13 protein-coding genes are annotated in these 17,523 nt (G+C 41.6%); 8 read left to right on the top strand and 5 right to left on the bottom strand.

The window, feature by feature from the left end; translation table 11 throughout:
• Positions 1-141: 141 nt before the first annotated feature.
• Positions 142-1,143 carry a transaldolase gene (locus ACQFX9_RS29630; RefSeq protein ID WP_427160062.1) on the top strand — a complete coding sequence of 334 codons (1,002 nt, stop codon included), beginning with the start codon at positions 142-144 and terminating at the stop codon, positions 1,141-1,143.
• Between the two features lie 282 nt (positions 1,144-1,425).
• Here the strand turns inward: ACQFX9_RS29630 and ACQFX9_RS29635 are convergent, their stop codons facing one another.
• From ACQFX9_RS29635 to ACQFX9_RS29650, 4 genes are all read right to left on the bottom strand, one after another.
• Complete coding sequence (locus tag ACQFX9_RS29635; RefSeq protein WP_427160063.1) at positions 1,426-1,749, bottom strand: hypothetical protein; 324 nt, start codon at positions 1,747-1,749, stop codon at positions 1,426-1,428.
• A 142-nt stretch (positions 1,750-1,891) separates the two neighbouring features.
• Positions 1,892-2,869 carry a threo-3-hydroxy-L-aspartate ammonia-lyase gene (locus tag ACQFX9_RS29640; RefSeq protein ID WP_427160064.1) on the bottom strand — a complete coding sequence of 326 codons (978 nt, stop codon included), beginning with the start codon at positions 2,867-2,869 and terminating at the stop codon, positions 1,892-1,894.
• A 523-nt stretch (positions 2,870-3,392) separates the two neighbouring features.
• Positions 3,393-3,554: a hypothetical protein gene (locus ACQFX9_RS29645; RefSeq protein WP_427160065.1), complete on the bottom strand. Its 162-nt coding sequence runs from the start codon at positions 3,552-3,554 to the stop codon at positions 3,393-3,395.
• Positions 3,555-3,826: 272 nt separating this feature from the next.
• Positions 3,827-6,970 carry an MFS transporter gene (locus tag ACQFX9_RS29650; RefSeq protein WP_427160066.1) on the bottom strand — a complete coding sequence of 1,048 codons (3,144 nt, stop codon included), beginning with the start codon at positions 6,968-6,970 and terminating at the stop codon, positions 3,827-3,829.
• 448 nt (positions 6,971-7,418) lie between these two features.
• On the opposite strand from ACQFX9_RS29650, the gene ACQFX9_RS29655 reads away from it, so the two are divergent.
• The 6 genes from ACQFX9_RS29655 to ACQFX9_RS29680 all read left to right on the top strand — a co-directional run bounded on the left by ACQFX9_RS29655 (position 7,419) and on the right by ACQFX9_RS29680 (position 15,349).
• On the top strand, positions 7,419-9,002 hold the full coding sequence (locus ACQFX9_RS29655; protein WP_427160067.1) for a general stress protein: 1,584 nt from the start codon (positions 7,419-7,421) through the stop codon (positions 9,000-9,002).
• Between the two features lie 170 nt (positions 9,003-9,172).
• Complete coding sequence (locus ACQFX9_RS29660; protein WP_427160068.1) at positions 9,173-9,631, top strand: BON domain-containing protein; 459 nt, start codon at positions 9,173-9,175, stop codon at positions 9,629-9,631.
• Between the two features lie 184 nt (positions 9,632-9,815).
• Complete coding sequence (locus tag ACQFX9_RS29665) at positions 9,816-10,250, top strand: CAAD domain-containing protein (RefSeq protein WP_427160069.1); 435 nt, start codon at positions 9,816-9,818, stop codon at positions 10,248-10,250.
• Positions 10,251-10,817: 567 nt separating this feature from the next.
• Positions 10,818-11,222, top strand: coding sequence for a hypothetical protein (locus tag ACQFX9_RS29670; protein ID WP_427160070.1), 405 nt, complete (start codon positions 10,818-10,820; stop codon positions 11,220-11,222).
• A 276-nt stretch (positions 11,223-11,498) separates the two neighbouring features.
• On the top strand, positions 11,499-12,926 hold the full coding sequence (locus ACQFX9_RS29675) for an extracellular solute-binding protein (RefSeq protein ID WP_427160071.1): 1,428 nt from the start codon (positions 11,499-11,501) through the stop codon (positions 12,924-12,926).
• Positions 12,923-15,349 (top strand): response regulator, encoded by a 2,427-nt coding sequence (locus ACQFX9_RS29680; RefSeq protein ID WP_427160072.1) that lies wholly within the window; start codon positions 12,923-12,925, stop codon positions 15,347-15,349. Before ACQFX9_RS29675 ends, ACQFX9_RS29680 begins: the two co-directional genes overlap by 4 nt.
• A gap of 10 nt (positions 15,350-15,359) precedes the next feature.
• On the opposite strand, the gene ACQFX9_RS29685 is transcribed toward ACQFX9_RS29680, so the two are convergent.
• Positions 15,360-16,154, bottom strand: coding sequence for a hypothetical protein (locus ACQFX9_RS29685; RefSeq protein WP_427160073.1), 795 nt, complete (start codon positions 16,152-16,154; stop codon positions 15,360-15,362).
• A gap of 82 nt (positions 16,155-16,236) precedes the next feature.
• On the opposite strand from ACQFX9_RS29685, the gene ACQFX9_RS29690 reads away from it, so the two are divergent.
• Entirely contained in the window at positions 16,237-17,412 is a 1,176-nt protein-coding gene (locus ACQFX9_RS29690; protein ID WP_427160074.1) for a sigma-70 family RNA polymerase sigma factor, read from the top strand.
• Positions 17,413-17,523: the final 111 nt, after the last annotated feature.

Consider the following 17,523-nt stretch of genomic DNA (forward strand, 5'->3'; position numbering starts at 1 on the left):
GAAGAGGGGAAGTGTAGATCCTTATTTGAAGAAGCAGAGAGTAGATGAGGCAGGGGGCAAGGGGAAAAATTCTATACCCTATGCCCAATGCCCTATGCCCAATGCCCAAAGCACAGATAAACAACAATCATGGAGTATCTTATGTCTAAAAATTTACTAGAACAATTGCGGACAATGACCGTTGTGGTAGCAGATACAGGTGATATCCAAGCCATTGAAAAGTTTAAACCCCAAGATGCTACTACCAATCCTTCTTTGATTACGGCAGCAGCTAAAATGCCGGAATATCAAGACATTGTGGATCAGACTTTACTGCAAGCTAAAAAAGATGCAGGTGCAGGTGCTAGCCAAAGTCAAATCGTCACTTTGGCTTTTGACCGTTTAGCGGTTTCCTTCGGTTTGAAGATTTTGCAAATTATCCCTGGTCGTGTCTCTACAGAAGTAGATGCACGTTTATCTTACGACACTGAAGCTACTGTTACTAAAGCACGAGAACTAATTGCTCAGTACAAAGCTGCTGGGATTACTCCAGAGCGCGTTTTAATTAAAATCGCTTCTACTTGGGAAGGGATTAAAGCGGCAGAAATTCTGGAAAAAGAAGGCATTCACTGTAACTTAACTTTACTGTTTGGTTTGCATCAGGCGATCGCTTGTGCTGAAGCTGGTGTCACCTTAATTTCTCCCTTCGTTGGACGCATTCTCGACTGGTACAAAAAAGAAACTGGTAGAGATAGCTATCCCTCTGCGGAAGACCCCGGCGTATTGTCAGTTACTACAATCTACAACTACTACAAAAAATTTGGCTATAAAACCGAAGTTATGGGCGCAAGCTTCCGTAATATCGGCGAAATCACTGAACTAGCTGGTTGCGATTTATTGACCATTTCTCCCTCTTTGTTGGGTGAATTACAAGCTACTATTGGCGACCTACCCCGCAAATTAGAACCCACAAAAGCAACTACTTCTGATATTCAAAAGATATCCATTGACAAGGCTACCTTTGATCAAATGCACACTGCTGACCGCATGGCTTACGACAAACTCGACGAAGGCATCAAAGGCTTTACCAAAGCACTAGAAGATTTAGAAAAACTCTTAGCAGACAGACTCACTGCTTTGGAAGGAGTAGTAGCCAGTCATTAAGCTACTCATACCAATTCGCAATTCGCAATTCGCAATTCGCAATTGAGAAATCCTGACTTGACAAGGGTTTTCAGATTTGGATCTGTTTCAAAATTTTCGTGAATTGGTATCACCGTTGGTAAGAAAATGCTGAGTTTCCGTCCATACGGTTCTGTTAAAGATTATTTTCAGTGATTTCATACAAGTAGAGACGTTGCATAGCAACGTCTCTATCTTTATGGAAAAAGCACTTATCGATAAAAGTTGTAAACCCTCTCTCTTGCGCTCTAACCCCTGGGAATATCAATAGCGTCTATCGTATCGCCGACGGATGTATTGTCGTCTGGCTCTGTCATGTCGCCGAATATACTGCCGTCTGGCTCTGTCGTGTCGCCGAATGTATTGCCGTCTGGCTCTGTCGTGTCGCCGGATATACCGCCGTCGATCATATCGGCGAGCTATGAGTAACTCGTCGTTGCTAACGCTAACAACATTTTCCCCTGTATCCAAACTTGATGTTTGCAGAGAATTATCTAGAGAAGTAGTTTTAGCTTCAGCAATTGAGGATGGATAAGCAAAAGCACATAGTAATAATGCGATCGCAGATAGCTTTTTGAAACTTTTCACCTGATTCTTCCTTGGTTACAAAAAGATTAAGTAACACACTTAATAAAAAAGAGACTATTAAAGTGTGCATGGATAATCTTCTGCCGCTAGAGAGATACTTACGCAATTGTCAAGGTGAATTTTTCTGAAGTTTGACACTAATTTAGGGATTCTCTCCCATATATTTCTTCATAATTTGCGTAAAATCCACATTGCCACCACTAATAATAATACCGACCCTCATTTGAGGGGCTGTAATTACACCTTCTAACAAAGCGGCGGCGGCTAATACGCCAGTGGGTTCAACCACAATTTTCATTCGTTCCCACAGGAAAAACATGGTGCGAACAATTGCTGCTTCTGAGACTGTCACCATGTCATCAACGTATTGCAATACTAAAGGGAATGTAATTTTACCTAAGTTGGGAGTCCGCGCACCGTCAGCGATGGTATCGGGATTGTGGACAGTTTGCAAGGTTTTACTGTGAAAGGAACGGGTAGCATCGTCAGCCAGTGCTGGTTCTACCCCAATAATGCGCACATTGGGTAACAGGGTTTTGGCGGCGATCGCACTCCCAGAAATCAATCCTCCACCACCACAACAAACCAGCAATACATCTAGTTCGCCTACTTCTTGAATCAGTTCTAAAGTAGCTGTACCTTGTCCGGCGATCACATGGGGATGATCGTAAGGAGGAATTAAAGTTAAACCACGATCGCTGCTGAAATTTCGCGCTAATTCTTCACGGTTCGTAGTTTGACGATTATATAAAATTACCTCTGCGCCATAACTGCGGGTGGCTGTTTGCTTCACTAAAGGTGCATCATCAGGCATCACAATTGTAGTTGGGATATTCAGTAATTTTCCTGCTAGGGCGATCGCCTGTCCGTGATTTCCCGATGAAAATGTCAGTACACCTTGTTGTTTTTGTGCTGAAGATAGTTGTGCCAAGGCATTATACGCACCTCTAAATTTAAACGAGCCAGTGCGTTGGAAATTTTCACACTTGAAGAACACGCGGCTATTAGTGTGTTCATTGATGATTTGAGAAGTGTGTATTGGTGTTCGGTGAGCAATACCAGCCAGTCGTCGTTGTGCTGTTAGTACATCATTGATGCTGGGAAGATCAGAGTTAGACATCACTAAGCCTGCTCGCGGAAAATTGGGAATTGGGAGTTGGGCATTGGGAATTGGGCATCGGGCATTGAATTTCTCCCCCTGCTTCCCCTGCTTCCCCTGCCCCCTACCCCCTGCCTACGCAATGATAGTATATCTTCTAGTAGGAGTTCCCTGAATGCGCGTAGACAAAGTTAGCCACAAATTCTCTTCGTTCAGGCTAAATATACCTAAAATCAGCCTCAATCGGGAATTTTGAATATAAGACTTACGCAACGCCGATAATGTAATTGCGACCAGAACGAAGTTTAGGGAAGCAATCCCAGTGTCAAGGGAGATTACTACCCTGCGTGAACACTTTGTGAACGCGATCGCTCGTAATGACGGAGTTATGTTATTTTTGCGTCATACCATTTCACAAAAAATCTGATACAGATTTAAACCTTGAAAATCTTGCTGCATCTAGGTTTTTTAATTGCGTTAGCGTAGCGGGACGTTAGTCCATTGCGTTAGCGTAGCGGGGCGAGAGCATCGTTGCGAATTGGCATCAGTCTTGGAATAGTTTTGTCCCAGGCTGATTAAAAGTTAAAACGGTATTATTCTCAGTATTGATTTGTGGATTCTTTCCCAAAGGGGATGGACGATGTACTTGAGCAAATAAACTGAGAGTAAATGTTAAAATCCCCGCTAATAAGAGTCTTTCTAGCATAATTTTCACTCCCCACACAACCAAATAATAAATTATACTTATGTTTTAGTTCAGCATAATTTATCTTTATTTAAATAATGCGATCGCCCCAGACAATAGCTAAGGGGTTACTGATTTTGAATCAGCACATTGATTTATATTTAAATAATATTTGTGATGTATGATGCTAGTTAAGGCGGAAATTACGCAAAAATATTTTTTTCTGAACACCATATAAAATAACCCCAATTTCCTAAAGAGAATGGGGTTATGGGTTTTTACATATGTAATTTTTAACCAGGTAGAGATAAGCCTGTGACAGCAATTACACCAGCAATTACACTGGCAACAAGGGAAGATAGAGCCGTACCGAATAACCACCAAGCTGCATCAGCAACCGTGTTTCTGGTGGCTTCAGCTTGCTGTTTAGCTTGCTGTTGCACGGCTTTGATGCGTTTTTGGGTTTCCTGCTGAATTTTCTCGGCGCGTTGCAGCACACTATCTCTTGCGGCTTCGATTTGGTTGATAATGCGGTTAGCGTCTTCTGGGGAAATATCCTCACGGGAACTGAGGATGGCAACTAGGGTATCACGGTTGAATTGACCAAGGCGGTCGCCCAAAGCGGCAAATCCCACTTGTGGATCATCAAACAACTTTATAAAGTCTTGTCTAATCCCCTCATAGCTGAGTTCTGGACGTTCCAAAGAGTCGAGATACTGACGAATCTTCGCAAAGATTTGGTCAATTGCTGACTGGAATCTTTGTTGGACTTGTTGGATTTGCTGGACAATCGAGTTTCGTACAGACTCGATTTGCTCAACGATGCGGTTGGCTTCCTCTGCGGAGATATCTTCCCTTTGAGATAGCAACGCCACCATTGTGGAACGGTCAAATTGAGAGAGGCGATCGCTAAAATTTTCCACTCCCAAACGAGGATCTTGCAAGAGCAATCTTAAATCTCGTTTGATACTTTCAGGGTTCAGTTCTTCTTTATTGGTTTGACGCAGATAGTTTTCCAGATTGGTGACAAAATCTCCTACTCTTTGAGTAGTCCGCTTTGCTAAACTGCGGGGTGTTCTGATAATGTTGCCAATTGCCTCTTGTACTTGGTCAATGGTGCGATTAACTTGCTCTTCAGTTAAATTTCCCCGTTGAGTCAAGAGTTTAACTAAGGTTTCGCGGTCAACCTGCGTCAATCTTTCCCGCAAAGCTTCTACACCCTCCTGTGGCTGAGTCAGTAAGGTTTCTAAATCCCGTCCAATACCTTCAGGGTTGAGTTCTTCTAGGTTAGTATCCCTCAGATAATCACCAATAGCCGCAATAGTGCGATCGTATTGTTCTCTAGCTTGCTCTAATGCTGCTTGTGGTGCATGTAAAACGTTATCTCTGACAGACTCTAACTGATCAATAATTTGATTGATTTGCTCTTCGTCCAAATCTTGACGCTGACTCAGAAGTTGGACAAATGTATCGCGATCGAACTGCGATAAACGGGATCTAATTTGCCTAATTCCTCCTTGGGGATCTGCCAACAAAGCCTGAAAATCACGTCGGATACCTTCAGGATTTAACTCATCTTTATTGGTATTGCGAAGATAATCTTCTACCCTTTGCCATAGTTGATTCACTCTGGCTGTGGCTTGTTCTTGCTGGTCTCTAGCTTGATTGGAGACATCATTACAAATACCTTCCAATTGACCCACAATATTATTAGCTTCTTCTTCGCTAAAATCTTGTCTTTGCATAAGTATCTGCACAAAGGCTTCCCGATCAAATCCTTGTAAGAGAGTGCTGAAATCTATCGATTGATCATCTAATTCCGTTAACAAGTTGCTAAAGTCTTGCTGAATCGCCTCTGAGTTGAGTTGTTCTTTCCCGGTTGCACGTAAATAATTTTCGATGCGGAGGCGGATTTGTTGACCTTTTTCCACCTTTTCAGATTGCTGCGCAGTTTCTAGAACTTCTTGACGGATACTATCCATCTGTTGCGCTATTTCTGTGACTCTGGCTTCACTGATATCACCTCGTTGTTTTAGCCAGTTGCTAAAGTCACTTGGCTGGAGTTGTTCTAATTGCTGACGCACATTTGTCGGATCGGCTTGGGGGTCATAGATAACTTCCGCAAATTCATCTCTAATAGTGATCCGGTTGAAATGCCAAGGAAAAGAATTCAGGATATAGTCTTTGACATCTGATTTGATAGTATTGTCTCTTGATGTAGGGAATCTAGTAACAACTTGCTCGGTGGCTTGATCTCTGAGGTGCTGAATTTCGTGGGTGATTTTCTCTACATCGATATCTTGCACTTTTTCTTTTAACTGTTGCAATTGATGGGTAATTTTCTCCACATCGATGTCAGCAACATCAACTCGCTCTAAAACAGCAGGGATAGCAGCAGTTACCCCATATTGTACAGCTTGTTTCAATACACCATTTCTACCATTACCATTGCTGCTTCTGGAAGTAACTAATTGCTGTAATCTTTCACCTAATTTTTCTGAATTTAATTCTTCAGGAGTAGCAGATTTTAGCAAATTGATTACTTGTTCTGTAGGATTTTGACGAGCAGAAATTTGTTGCCAAGCAGCGTTTAATTGGTCGGCAATCTGATTGATATTATCCTGGGATAAACTGGTGTTCTTGCTAATCAAATCCACGAAAGTTTGGCGATTGATATTCTTGAGTAAATCACCATCTGCTAGCGATCGCCAATCAACATCACTGAGAATCCTCTCAAATTGATGGCGAATTTCTGTTAAATCTAATTTTGGGAATGGTAAAGATGCTAAAGAATTTTGCAAAGTATTGGTAATACTTTCGGCATCTAAACCAGCAGTTAATTCTCTTCTGACTGCGGCTGTAATTTCTTGTGCTGTAGAAACTGCTTGTTGCTGTGTAGCAGCAGCACCAATGGCTGTAGTTGCTGTTCCCATCAAGGATTGTAAACCAGAGTTAATGCTGCTGATCAGCGAACCAAGTAAAGAACCGACTGCAAAAGAACCCAACCAAGCTACCAATAAGAAATAGGTAGACCAAATGACAACGCCAAGAATAGCTCCTAACAACGCACTGCTAATTAAAGTCAGTTTCACTGCTAAAAAGCAAGCGGTAAATAACGCCATACTAGCGGTAATGATACCCCATGTACCAACTTTAGCTTCGACTTTACGAATTTTTCTACCCAGGCTTTCTGATTCATCGTCATCATCGATATCAGTTCCTAAAGTTGATATTCTAGCGGCTACCGAAAGGTTAGTTAATAATAATTGGAAGGCAACTGCCATTAACGTACCAGCTATTAAGGCTACTATAAACTTAGAAGCGGAAAGACCAAAAAATGGTTCTACTGGTACTATGACATCTGGTAATCTTGTCGTAGGTGTGACCCCAAAAGATAGCCAAGACTGTCTGAAAATACCTGTCAAAATTTGCCACATCGTATTTTTCTCTTCTGTACAACAGATTCAAGGTCTATCTCTCAGTCTAAGTATCAGTTGTCTGGGGATTTCACCTTCTGGAGTAGGAATTTAAATTATCTCAGGTTAGAGTTTTTTGAATAGTAGTATTGCTAAATGATCCTAATCTTTATAAGTTATATTTAAAGCGTCAAAAAAGATACTAATTAATTTTTGTTGCGTCACCTAAATATATATTTAGTGCGTTTATCTGCCTTATCAAATATTCATTAGTGATGAATATTGTCAATACTAATTATGCAGACAATATTCTCTATATCTCTTGATAGAAGTAGAAATTATCCCGCCAGATTGATGAAAAACAAATTTAAAAATGGTTCATTGAAAGTATTGATATCAAACTTTTCTCTATTTGTGAATGGATTTTTTTATCAGTAATTATTGTGTTGATTATCGGAGAAATTGAGACATGGTTGTAGGTATACATAGACGTTCTGTAGGTGTGTTTTCTCATCGTCGGGACGCGGAAGCGGCACTACATGAACTGAAGCAGTCTGGCTTTCCTATGGATCGAGTTTCAGTGATTGCACAAAGTGCAGACAGAGATGATGAGATTGCTGGTACTCCCGTGCAGGAGAAAGTCGGCAATAAAGCTGACGAGGGTGCAGCAACCGGAGCAATTTCGGGGGGAGTTCTAGGTGGTTTAGGTGGCTTGTTAGTTGGTCTTGGGACTTTAGCAATTCCTGGAATTGGCCCCATCATGCTAGCGGGTGCAACTGCCACTACTTTAGCCACAACCCTAGCCGGCGCAGGGATTGGTGCTGTGGCTGGTGGTTTACTAGGTGCATTGATTGGTTTGGGTATTCCTGAAGAACGCGCACGAGTTTATGAAGAGAGGGTGCGGCGGGGACATTATTTAGTAATTATCGATGGCACTGATGCAGAAATTGCTCAGGCACAGGCTATCTTACATCGCCGTGGCATTGAAGATTACGGTGTTTATGACCATCCCCATGAACAACATTCTACTACCTCTACTACAGATGTCGGCACTCGCAAGTATGCGATCGGTTATTTTCCGCTACTGCAAGATGCTGAAGCGGCAATTAATGATTTGCGGAGTGCCGATTTCCCTCTGACTCAACTCTCTTTAATCCATCGCGAACCCCTACAGCGTCCTTCTTTGACCGGTATTGATGTAACTAACCGTTTTGACCCCAATCGTTGGCGGTTGCCTCACGATCGCACCAGTTTCTACAATGAGCGCATCAATCATGGTGACTATATAGTTGCAGTCAGTGGTACAGATGCAGAACTTCAACGTGCAGCCGCCATACTGAATCGCCACAACATTCACCAGTGGCAAATTTTTGAGCCAGACGCTCACACCAGTGTCCCCGTACACACCAATAAACGCTCAATCGGAGCATTCCCCCACCGTCGAGACGCAGAACTCGCATTAGCTGAGTTGCGGAATGCAGGTTTCCCGATGAACCAGGTTTCTTTGATTGCGAAAGATAGCGATAGTCATAAAACACCAGGTACAGGTAATAAAGCCGATGAAGGAGCTAAAGCAGGAGCTGCTACAGGCGGAGTTTTAGGTGGTTTAGGTGGTTTATTAGTTGGTTTAGGTGCCTTAGCTCTTCCTGGTATCGGCCCAGTCATTGCTGGTGGTGCTGTCGCCACCGCCTTGGCGACAACTTTAGCAGGTGGTGCAATTGGCGCAGCAGCCGGAGGAATTGTTGGCGGGTTAGTGGGTTTAGGAATTCCCGAAAACCGCGCCAAAGTTTATAGCGATCGCTTCCAAAGAGGTGATTACTTGATTATTGTCGATGGTACAGAAACGCAAATCCAGCAAGCTGAAGCTATCCTCAGACATCGAGGTATTGAAGAATTCGCTGTGTTTGATGCCACTGATGTAGATAGAGAACACACCCGTCAAGACTTGGATCGCTCCAGAAACGAAGACATCGTGCGGACTGACTACCCAGTCACAGGCGATCGTCAAGATCCTGCGGTAGTAATTATCGACCATCGAGAAGAACGAATCTAACGAAAACATAGGAGAGGGGTGTAATACCAATTCAAAATTCAAAATTAAAAATTCAAAATTAAAGAATTGGTATTTTACAAGGGTTTCCGAGCGATTTTACAGTTTCCACTCATTCCCCAGTCCCCAATCCCCAATCCCCAATCCCCCAATTCACATCCAGAAGTAAAGAAATGAAGAAGTTAACTCCTTTTATCATTAGTTGTGTTCTAGTAGTTGGCGCAGCAGGGTGTCAAGATACAGCCAAAACTACTGTAAATGCACCAGCACCAGACGAAACACCCACAGCACCCACTGCACAGGTAACACAAGAAGCTCAACAAGATGCTCAAAGTGAACTCCGTAGGAGACAACTGAATGAAGATATTCGCGCCCGTGAACAGCGTAATAATGCGACTGGTGGAGATAGGGAAAGAGCCGGAGGTGATCTGGCTAGTGAAGTGCGATCAAAACTAGAGGCTAACATCCCCAACGGTCAATTAACAGTTAATGCCAAGGAAGATGGTACAGTGACAGTCTCAGGAACAGTGAACAATCAAGAGCAGTTAGCTAAAATTGAACCATTGGCAAAGGAAATTAAAGGTGTTACACAAGTAATTGTTAATGCTACTGTCGCGCCACCAAACAGCTAGATTGACTTTGTGTAGATTTTCCAAACGTAAGCAAGTGTAAATAAATATAGCTAATCATTAAAATAGTCAGTAGTTAACCCAGCTACTGACTTATCTTGATTGACATTTGACAACGCTCATGATTATGTTTATTTACATCATGCCCACTTAGAATAATTGTTTTGATTACCACAATAGAAGAACTATGGAAACCGAACAACAACAACCGGAATCCTTAAATGCCACTCTACCACAAGGCGCGATCGCACTAGCTAGCCCAGAGAATGGTCAGATCCAAAAGCTCCCGTCAGCTAGTAACACTAATGCTGAGTGGCAGCAAACAGCCAAGCAAGTGGCTGACACTCTAGGACAGCTACCTGATTATTTAGGAAGTTTCTATCAACAATATAAACAACCCATAGTCACTGCCTTAATTATCTTATCGGTGGTAGTGACATTAAGAGTATTACTAGCCTTAATTGATGCCATCAACGATATCCCTCTGTTATCACCCACTTTTGAAATTATTGGCATTAGTTATTCTGCTTGGTTTGTTTTCCGTTATCTCATCAAATCTTCCACTCGCCAAGAGCTATTCTCGGAAATTAATTCACTGAAAAACCAATTTTTCGGTAACTAAATTCTCATAAAAATTCAGGAATCATAATTATAAAAATCCTATTACCTGAATTTGTTACTTATAGCTTCAATTAAGAAGCCCAGTTTGATTAATCAACTGGGTTTTTTGTTTTCCAAATATAATTCAATACGGTTCAGTTAAGGTGGTGAGAGTTAATTTCTCAATTGTTGCTGTGCCTATTAGACAATGAGCAAGATTTGGGGGATTCTCCCCCAAGCCCCCGATTGGGGGACGGTTGCGTCCCCCAAACCCCCTCCAAAATCATTTTTTCGTTTTTTGTTGAGTGATCATTTGCTGGCTTGGTTGAAATTTATTTTTCTTATCTGAACTGTATTGAAATATAATTAACCCTATCTATTTAGCAAGGATTTAAAACATTATTACACCTTTCTGTTCATTGATTATGGAAGCAATTTTAGCCATTCAATCAAATAAGGTATCTCTCTAGATAGAAAGGAATGATACATATTTATATAGTGATCACTACTAAAGATAGTAGATTTATAGTTGGCAAAAGCATAATCTAGTTCTCGAAGTTTTAACAATCTTTTTAACGAGGATAGATTTATGTCTAATGAAAAAAATAGAGCAATTGATTCACATGAGCGTGTAGAAGTAGACACATACGATAGAGGTATTGTACCTGCGGAAACTGCTGCTCGTAGAGAAAGGGAAGGAGATTTATACAAAACACTCCCCACAGAAGAAAGAGAAGCAGACGCGCCTACAGATGATCAAACAAATGCTCAAAGTATCCGCACTACAGATGGCTATACGGTAGACAAAGAAGGGTTATTAAATAACTACGCTATCGAACCGGAAATGTACTATGAAGTTCCTGGTGATGCTGCGGCTGTAACGGAACAAGATACCGTTAATAGAATGGAAGAGTTAGCAGAAGTTAATGAAGACAAAGAAGGCGAATTAACTGAAAAAGATGATGTGAGAGGGAAAGGAACAGGTTTTATCTAAGTCAAAATTTAATCAACAGTAGCATCGAATTCAGAATTGCCAACCCCACAGATTTAATCTGGGGGTTTGTGCTGAAAGGAGTAATGAGTAATGAGTAATGAGTAATGAGTAATGAGTAATGAGTGAAGTTTTTCTTCCCCTGCTTCCCCTGCCTCCCCAATCCCCAATCCCCAATCCCCAATCCCATTAAGGTTTATGCTGAGACGCTTGAGTGCGGAGCTACTGTAGGTTAGAGTGCTATTTCCTCATCATTTAATCCTATGATTGGAAATAGTCATGCTAACCAGAAGACGTTTTCAAAAATTATCTTTTTTGAGCCTGTTCTTATCTACCCTCAAAGGTTGTGCCAATGTAGACAGAACAGATGTCAAAGTCAATTCCGTGGCTACCAATGCGGAACTATTTATTCTTTGGGAACGGGGATATCTAGCTGAAGAGAATCAAGGCATTCTGGAACTGGTGGCAGAATGGCAGCAAAATACGGGCAGAAAAGTGAATTTAAAGTTGGTTTCTGATGATTTTATTGAACAATCATTATTAGAAGCCTGGAAGAATCCCCATAATGTAAATACTCCTGATATCGTATTTTCAATTACTTTTAATCAAATTATTGCACCTATACTGGCATGGGAAGATAAACTGCTTGATCTGTCTGACTTGCTTAATCCCATCGCGTCCCGTTTTCAACCTGATGTATTACCTCAAGTCTTTTATCGCAACCAGGTTCGGGGCGATCGCGGTTACTATGCCTTACCTATTGGGCAATCAGATGCTTATATTCATTATTGGAAAGACTTACTAGCTGAAATAGGATATACCGCCACCGATATTCCCCAAGCATGGGAAAAATTTTGGGAGTTTTGGCAAACGGCTCACAAACAGTTGCGATCGCGTCAACATCAAGATTTATACGGATTGGGTTTGTGTATGTCTGCAAATGGCTTCGATACTATCGCCGCCTTTCAACTGTTCTTGGATGCTCATAATGTCGCGATCGCCAGCCATGAACAAGGACTAGTGATTGGTGATACCGAGAACCGCAAGCATTTAATCCATGTTATTACTGAATTCGTCGAATTTTACCGACAAGGATATGTGCCGCCAGATACCATTGAATGGTCAGGTTCAGGTAATAATATTGCTTTTCTCAACCGTAAAATCTTGATGACTCTTAACATGACTTTATCTATCCCTAGATCCCAAAAATTAGAAAATAGTCAATATAACCGTAATGCCGCACAGCGATACCGAAATATTGTTACATTAGCCAGCTATCCCCAAAAACTTGACGGTACAACTTTGCAAGCTCCTAGAGTCCTTAATCAGATTATTGCTCTTAAACACCAGCAACAATCTCAACAAACCTGGGAGTTTTTGCAATATTTACTCAAACCAGATAATATCCAACGACTAGTTAACGGATTCAATGGCCGAATTTTACCAACTATGCCACAACTGTTAAACAATCCTCTCTGGCAAGATGCTTCTGATCCTCATACGGCAGCAGCCTTAGCTATCTACAATCGTCCTCGCGTACCAGAAGATGACAAATTACACCCCGTCTTCAGTCAGATTTATATGCAACAACTCTGGGCGCAAATCATTCAGAAAACACTGAAAAATCAAGCTTCACCCACCCAAGCGGCTGATTGGGGGATTATGCAGATCCGCAAAATTTGGGAACGCTTCGAGAACAAACTATGAGCATTTGGAATCGTAAAAGTTTACTGTATCAATTAGTCTATCGATTTTCTGTGATTTCTTGGATTACGACTGCATTAGTTGCTGTTAGTGCTTCCTGGTATTCTCGCTACAATTTACAGGGAGAAGTTGTCAGCCGCCTGAATAATTCCTTGGATTTTAAGTCTAAAGAGTTGGACTATTGGGTTAACGATCAATTGCGTGATGTGCTTCATTTGGCGCAGCAAACTGAAATTCGAGAGGCTGTACCAAAATTAATCGAACGGCAAAATTCCCAGGCTCGAAAAATAGCTTATGATCGCTTACAAAAGTACCTTCGTCAAACAGCGTCCATTAAGCCGAATCTCCGCAGTATTTGCATTACAGAAAATAGCGGTTTTGTAGTTTTCTGCTCAGGTTCTTTAGCCCAAGATAGTCAGTATTTGCCTTTAGGTTATCCTATTACTTATCTGACAAAAGAAAATTTAACTTCTGTTACACCGAATTTTTATTTAAATCAACAGCGAAAACCAGCCATCACGATCGCTACTCCTTTAAAAGATAGTTCCGGTATTCAGATGGGGGCTTTGGTAATTGATCTGAGTCTCACGGAACTGCAAAATCTGTTGTTAGAAAGCAACATTAATACTGAAACTCCCGCCATTTATTTAGTAGGAGAATCTAACTTAAATGCCGTTGCTTTTCTCAACACGGCGGCTGATAAGTTTCACAAGGAGAGGAATTTACCTTCAGATGTACCACTCAAAAGTGAAGCTATTAATCGCGCGATCGCCCAACAAAATGGTATGGCTTCTTACAATAACCAATATGGTGTGTCTGTGATTGGTGTGTATCGTTGGTTGCCTAAGTATAGTGTGGGATTTGTGGCCGAAATCAGTCACGAGCAAGCCTTTGAACCGGCTCATCGCTTGGGATTAAGCTTTGCTTTGTTTGGTTGTGTGACTTCTTTTCTTTTAATGTTGGCTATTTACTTCCTGTCTCGACAAATTACTGAACCGATTCAAAACATTAGTCAGGCGGCTGAACGTTTAACCCAGGGAGATTTAAATCAATATGTCCCTGTGATTACTCAAAATGAAGTCGGAATTCTCGCCCAGACTTTTAACACTATGGCCGAGCAAATCAAATTAGATCGAGAAAATTTAGAACTACGGGTGGCAGAACGTACATTTGAATTAGCGGTTGCCAAAAGTCAAGCGGAGTCTGCTAACCAAGCCAAGAGCGAATTTCTAGCCAATATGAGTCATGAACTGCGGACTCCCTTGAATGTCATTCTTGGTACTTGCGAAGTGCTGCTAGAAAAAGTTTTTGGGACACTCAACGAAAATCAAGAAAATTCGGTATTACTCATCGAAAATAGTGGACGACACCTTTTAGCAATCATTAACGATATTTTGGATGTTTCTAAAATTGAAACTGGTTGCCTAGAATTGGAAATTTCCACTGTCTCGATTACACATCTTTGTGAGTCTAGTGTGGCTTTAGTCAGACAACAAGCCATCAAGAAAGAAATTCAACTATCAACTATTCAATCCAGCAACTACGAGTATATTAGTGTGGACGAACAGAGGATGCGTCAGTTACTGATGAATCTCCTCACTAACGCCGTCAAGTTCACCCCTACGGGTGGAGAGGTGGCTTTGGAGGTTGCTTTTGGGACTATTGCACTACCGAACTTAGAGGTGGATGTTGTCTTAGCAGGTAATCAACCATCACCTGATGAGGAATTTCTGTATTTTTCCGTGAGCGATACTGGCATTGGTATTCCGAAATCCTTTCAAGATAAACTGTTTCAACCCTTCGTTCAAGTTGACAGCAAACTCAACCGCCACTATGAGGGAACTGGTTTAGGACTAACTTTGGTCAAACAAATTGCCGAATTGCATGGTGGTTCGGTTATTATACGGAGTGAATTGGGAAAAGGCAGTTGTTTTACTGTCTATCTACCTCACACTTGTTTGGTAATGGACAATTCTTCGTCACCTCAGAATCCTGCATCAGAACGGCTAGCAACAGCAGCAACAGATACACCAGAAACAGATGATCCTTTGGTGTTGTTAGCTGAAGATAACGAAGCCAATGTTCTGGCGATTTCTTACTACCTGACAGCTAAAGGCTTTCGGCTGATTGTGGCGCAAGATGGCGAAGATGCGATCGCCATTGCCCAAAGCCAACACCCTGATATCATTCTCATGGATATTCAAATGCCAGGATTAGATGGTATAGAGGCGATTAAACGCATCCGTCAAGATAGTCAAATAGCCCATATCCCTATTATTGCCCTGACGGCTTTAGCCATGTCCAGCGATCGCGAACGTTGTCTTGAGGCTGGAGCAGACGAATATTTATCTAAACCAGTGAAACTTAAACAATTGCAAACTACCATACAACAATTGTTGAATATGTCTCAACATCAAGACAGGTAAAATCACTTGATTAACGCCACTTCTCATTCCAAGCACCTGTAACATCAATACCACCAGGAACAAGTTTTAACTTTAATGAACCCCAAGCAAAGTTATTACAAAATGAGCCGAATTTAGTACCACAAATATCCCCTGCACCATAACCATTAAAGGAACGTGTTCCTAAATGGGAATAGGTAGTACCTTCCCAATTACCATTACCAAACCAAGTGGTGTTTTTTAATCCTACACGTAAAACACAACGCAAACCATCACCATTGCGATTGTCTGATAGGTCAGAAACTTGATATTGGTCAAAATATCCGCCACAAGTTGTTGGTCTAGGTAAAGGACTGTAGTTAGTGCTGTTAACTAATCGCCATTCTTCATTCCAAGCACCAGTGACGCGAATTGCTGCCCCACCGCCAAAAACTTGCACATTTAAATTCCCTGGGAAGTTACCGTTAAAGCCTTCACCATTACCATGAATATCTGACGCAGAACCGACAAGGATACTACCTTGGTAGATGGCTTGTCCGACGTGGCGGTAAGTTGTCCCTCCCCAGTTTCCTTCGCCATACCAAGCTAATCGCGGAATTCTTGTCCCTGGTTTACCTTCGCTCAATTTGACGCAACGAATACCAAAGCCTTGACGATTATTGAGGGATCTAACCACATAAGTACGAAGATGAGAGCCACAATTAAAATTTTTGGCTGGAGCTAATTGTAAATCTTGTACTATGGGTACTTGGGCAAGTGCAGTAGTTGCCGTAGTTAAGGCTACCATACTACCTAGTGTTAAAGATTTAAGTCCGAAGCGAAACATGATACTTGTTGGATGTAGTAAAGTTTGTTGAGGTGTTGTTGAACACCTTCTGTTGTCCTATTAGGTCGGCTTTTTGTTTTTTATGCAACCTCGGCAAAGCATTATTGAAATTTTTTCAACTTTTGTGCAGTTTGATGCCGATCGCTTCAGTCGGTGGGCGACGGAATCACGCTTGCGTCGCAGTATCCAAAGTTGTCTCCAGAAATCTCCCAAGGAAACTTCGGAATATTTTTGGGCATTGTACTGGTATAAGTTTTGGCAAGTACCGGAAACTCAACCTTTAGCCAAGCAACATCTAACGGCTTATCTGCAAGAACCTTGTTATTGGACTTCCCAAAAAACCGCCGCCAGTTTTACCAGTACACAGTACAAACTTTCCGACTGTTTTCAAGTGGCGATCGCCCAAGTTGATCGAGTCCTCAAAGGCTTTAATCCCAGTCAATCCAGCACTCTGAAAAACTACGCCAGTATTATTTTTGGGAGTGCAATTCGGGAAACACTCCGCCAACGTCAGGAAGTTGATATCTGCACTGATTGGGGTTTGTTACGCAAGATCAGCCAAAAGCGATTAGAGGAATCTTTGCAAAATGCTGGTTTATCTCCAAGCAAAATTCGTGGTTACATCCAGGCTTGGAATTGCTTCAAAACTCTATATGTCCCCACAAAAGCGGCGAATTCCCGCCAATTATCCCGCCCAGATGATGCCACCTGGGAGGCGATCGCTAAAGCCTACAATGCCCAAAATACACCGTCAGTCAGCCCTAAAACCCTAGAAGAGTGGTTATTGTATGCAGCTAAAGCGACACGCAAGTATCTTTATCCCACTCCCGATTCCTTAAATGCTACTAAAGGTAGTGATGATTCCTCGGAGATTTTAGATAATCTCCCTGGTACAGAACAGCCATCTTTAATGCAAGAAATTATTGCCCAGGAAGAAGAACAGGCAAGGAATTCGCAAAAAACAGCAGTTAATCAAGTATTAGTGACAGCAGTTTCTCAATTAGAATCTCAATTACAAGATATTTTACTTTTATACTACGGACAAAAATCCAATCAGGATGCGATCGCACAACAATTAGACATCAAACAGTACACTGTTTCACGACGACTGAGTAAAGCCAAGGAGAATTTATTGCGATCGCTGGCTAGCTGGAGTCAGGACACACTGCATATTTCTTTAACACCAGACATACTCAAGAGTATGAGTACATTAATAGAAGACTGGTTACAGAATTACTACAATGTCTCGCCACCCTAAACCATGCTAAAACTGTCGCAAACTCATTATTAAGATTTATAGATTTTTACCTCGGTTTGCAAAGGGGTGAATCATTCAAAATCTTCTTAATGAGTAAATTTTGAATTTTGA

This window comes from Aliinostoc sp. HNIBRCY26 (genome assembly GCF_050235535.1).
Classification (GTDB): Bacteria; Cyanobacteriota; Cyanobacteriia; order Cyanobacteriales; family Nostocaceae; genus Trichormus.

Excerpts from the sequence above, each read along its gene's own strand:
- ACQFX9_RS29630 (WP_427160062.1), top strand. The coding sequence starts at position 142 with ATGTCTAAAAATTTACTAGAACAATTGCGGACAATGACCGTTGTGGTA.
- ACQFX9_RS29640 (WP_427160064.1), bottom strand. The coding sequence starts at position 2,869 with ATGTCTAACTCTGATCTTCCCAGCATCAATGATGTACTAACAGCACAA.
- ACQFX9_RS29645 (WP_427160065.1), bottom strand. The coding sequence starts at position 3,554 with ATGCTAGAAAGACTCTTATTAGCGGGGATTTTAACATTTACTCTCAGT.
- ACQFX9_RS29650 (WP_427160066.1), bottom strand. The coding sequence starts at position 6,970 with ATGTGGCAAATTTTGACAGGTATTTTCAGACAGTCTTGGCTATCTTTT.
- ACQFX9_RS29655 (WP_427160067.1), top strand. The coding sequence starts at position 7,419 with ATGGTTGTAGGTATACATAGACGTTCTGTAGGTGTGTTTTCTCATCGT.
- ACQFX9_RS29660 (WP_427160068.1), top strand. The coding sequence starts at position 9,173 with ATGAAGAAGTTAACTCCTTTTATCATTAGTTGTGTTCTAGTAGTTGGC.
- ACQFX9_RS29665 (WP_427160069.1), top strand. The coding sequence starts at position 9,816 with ATGGAAACCGAACAACAACAACCGGAATCCTTAAATGCCACTCTACCA.
- ACQFX9_RS29670 (WP_427160070.1), top strand. The coding sequence starts at position 10,818 with ATGTCTAATGAAAAAAATAGAGCAATTGATTCACATGAGCGTGTAGAA.
- ACQFX9_RS29675 (WP_427160071.1), top strand. The coding sequence starts at position 11,499 with ATGCTAACCAGAAGACGTTTTCAAAAATTATCTTTTTTGAGCCTGTTC.
- ACQFX9_RS29680 (WP_427160072.1), top strand. The coding sequence starts at position 12,923 with ATGAGCATTTGGAATCGTAAAAGTTTACTGTATCAATTAGTCTATCGA.
- ACQFX9_RS29685 (WP_427160073.1), bottom strand. The coding sequence starts at position 16,154 with ATGTTTCGCTTCGGACTTAAATCTTTAACACTAGGTAGTATGGTAGCC.
- ACQFX9_RS29690 (WP_427160074.1), top strand. The coding sequence starts at position 16,237 with ATGCAACCTCGGCAAAGCATTATTGAAATTTTTTCAACTTTTGTGCAG.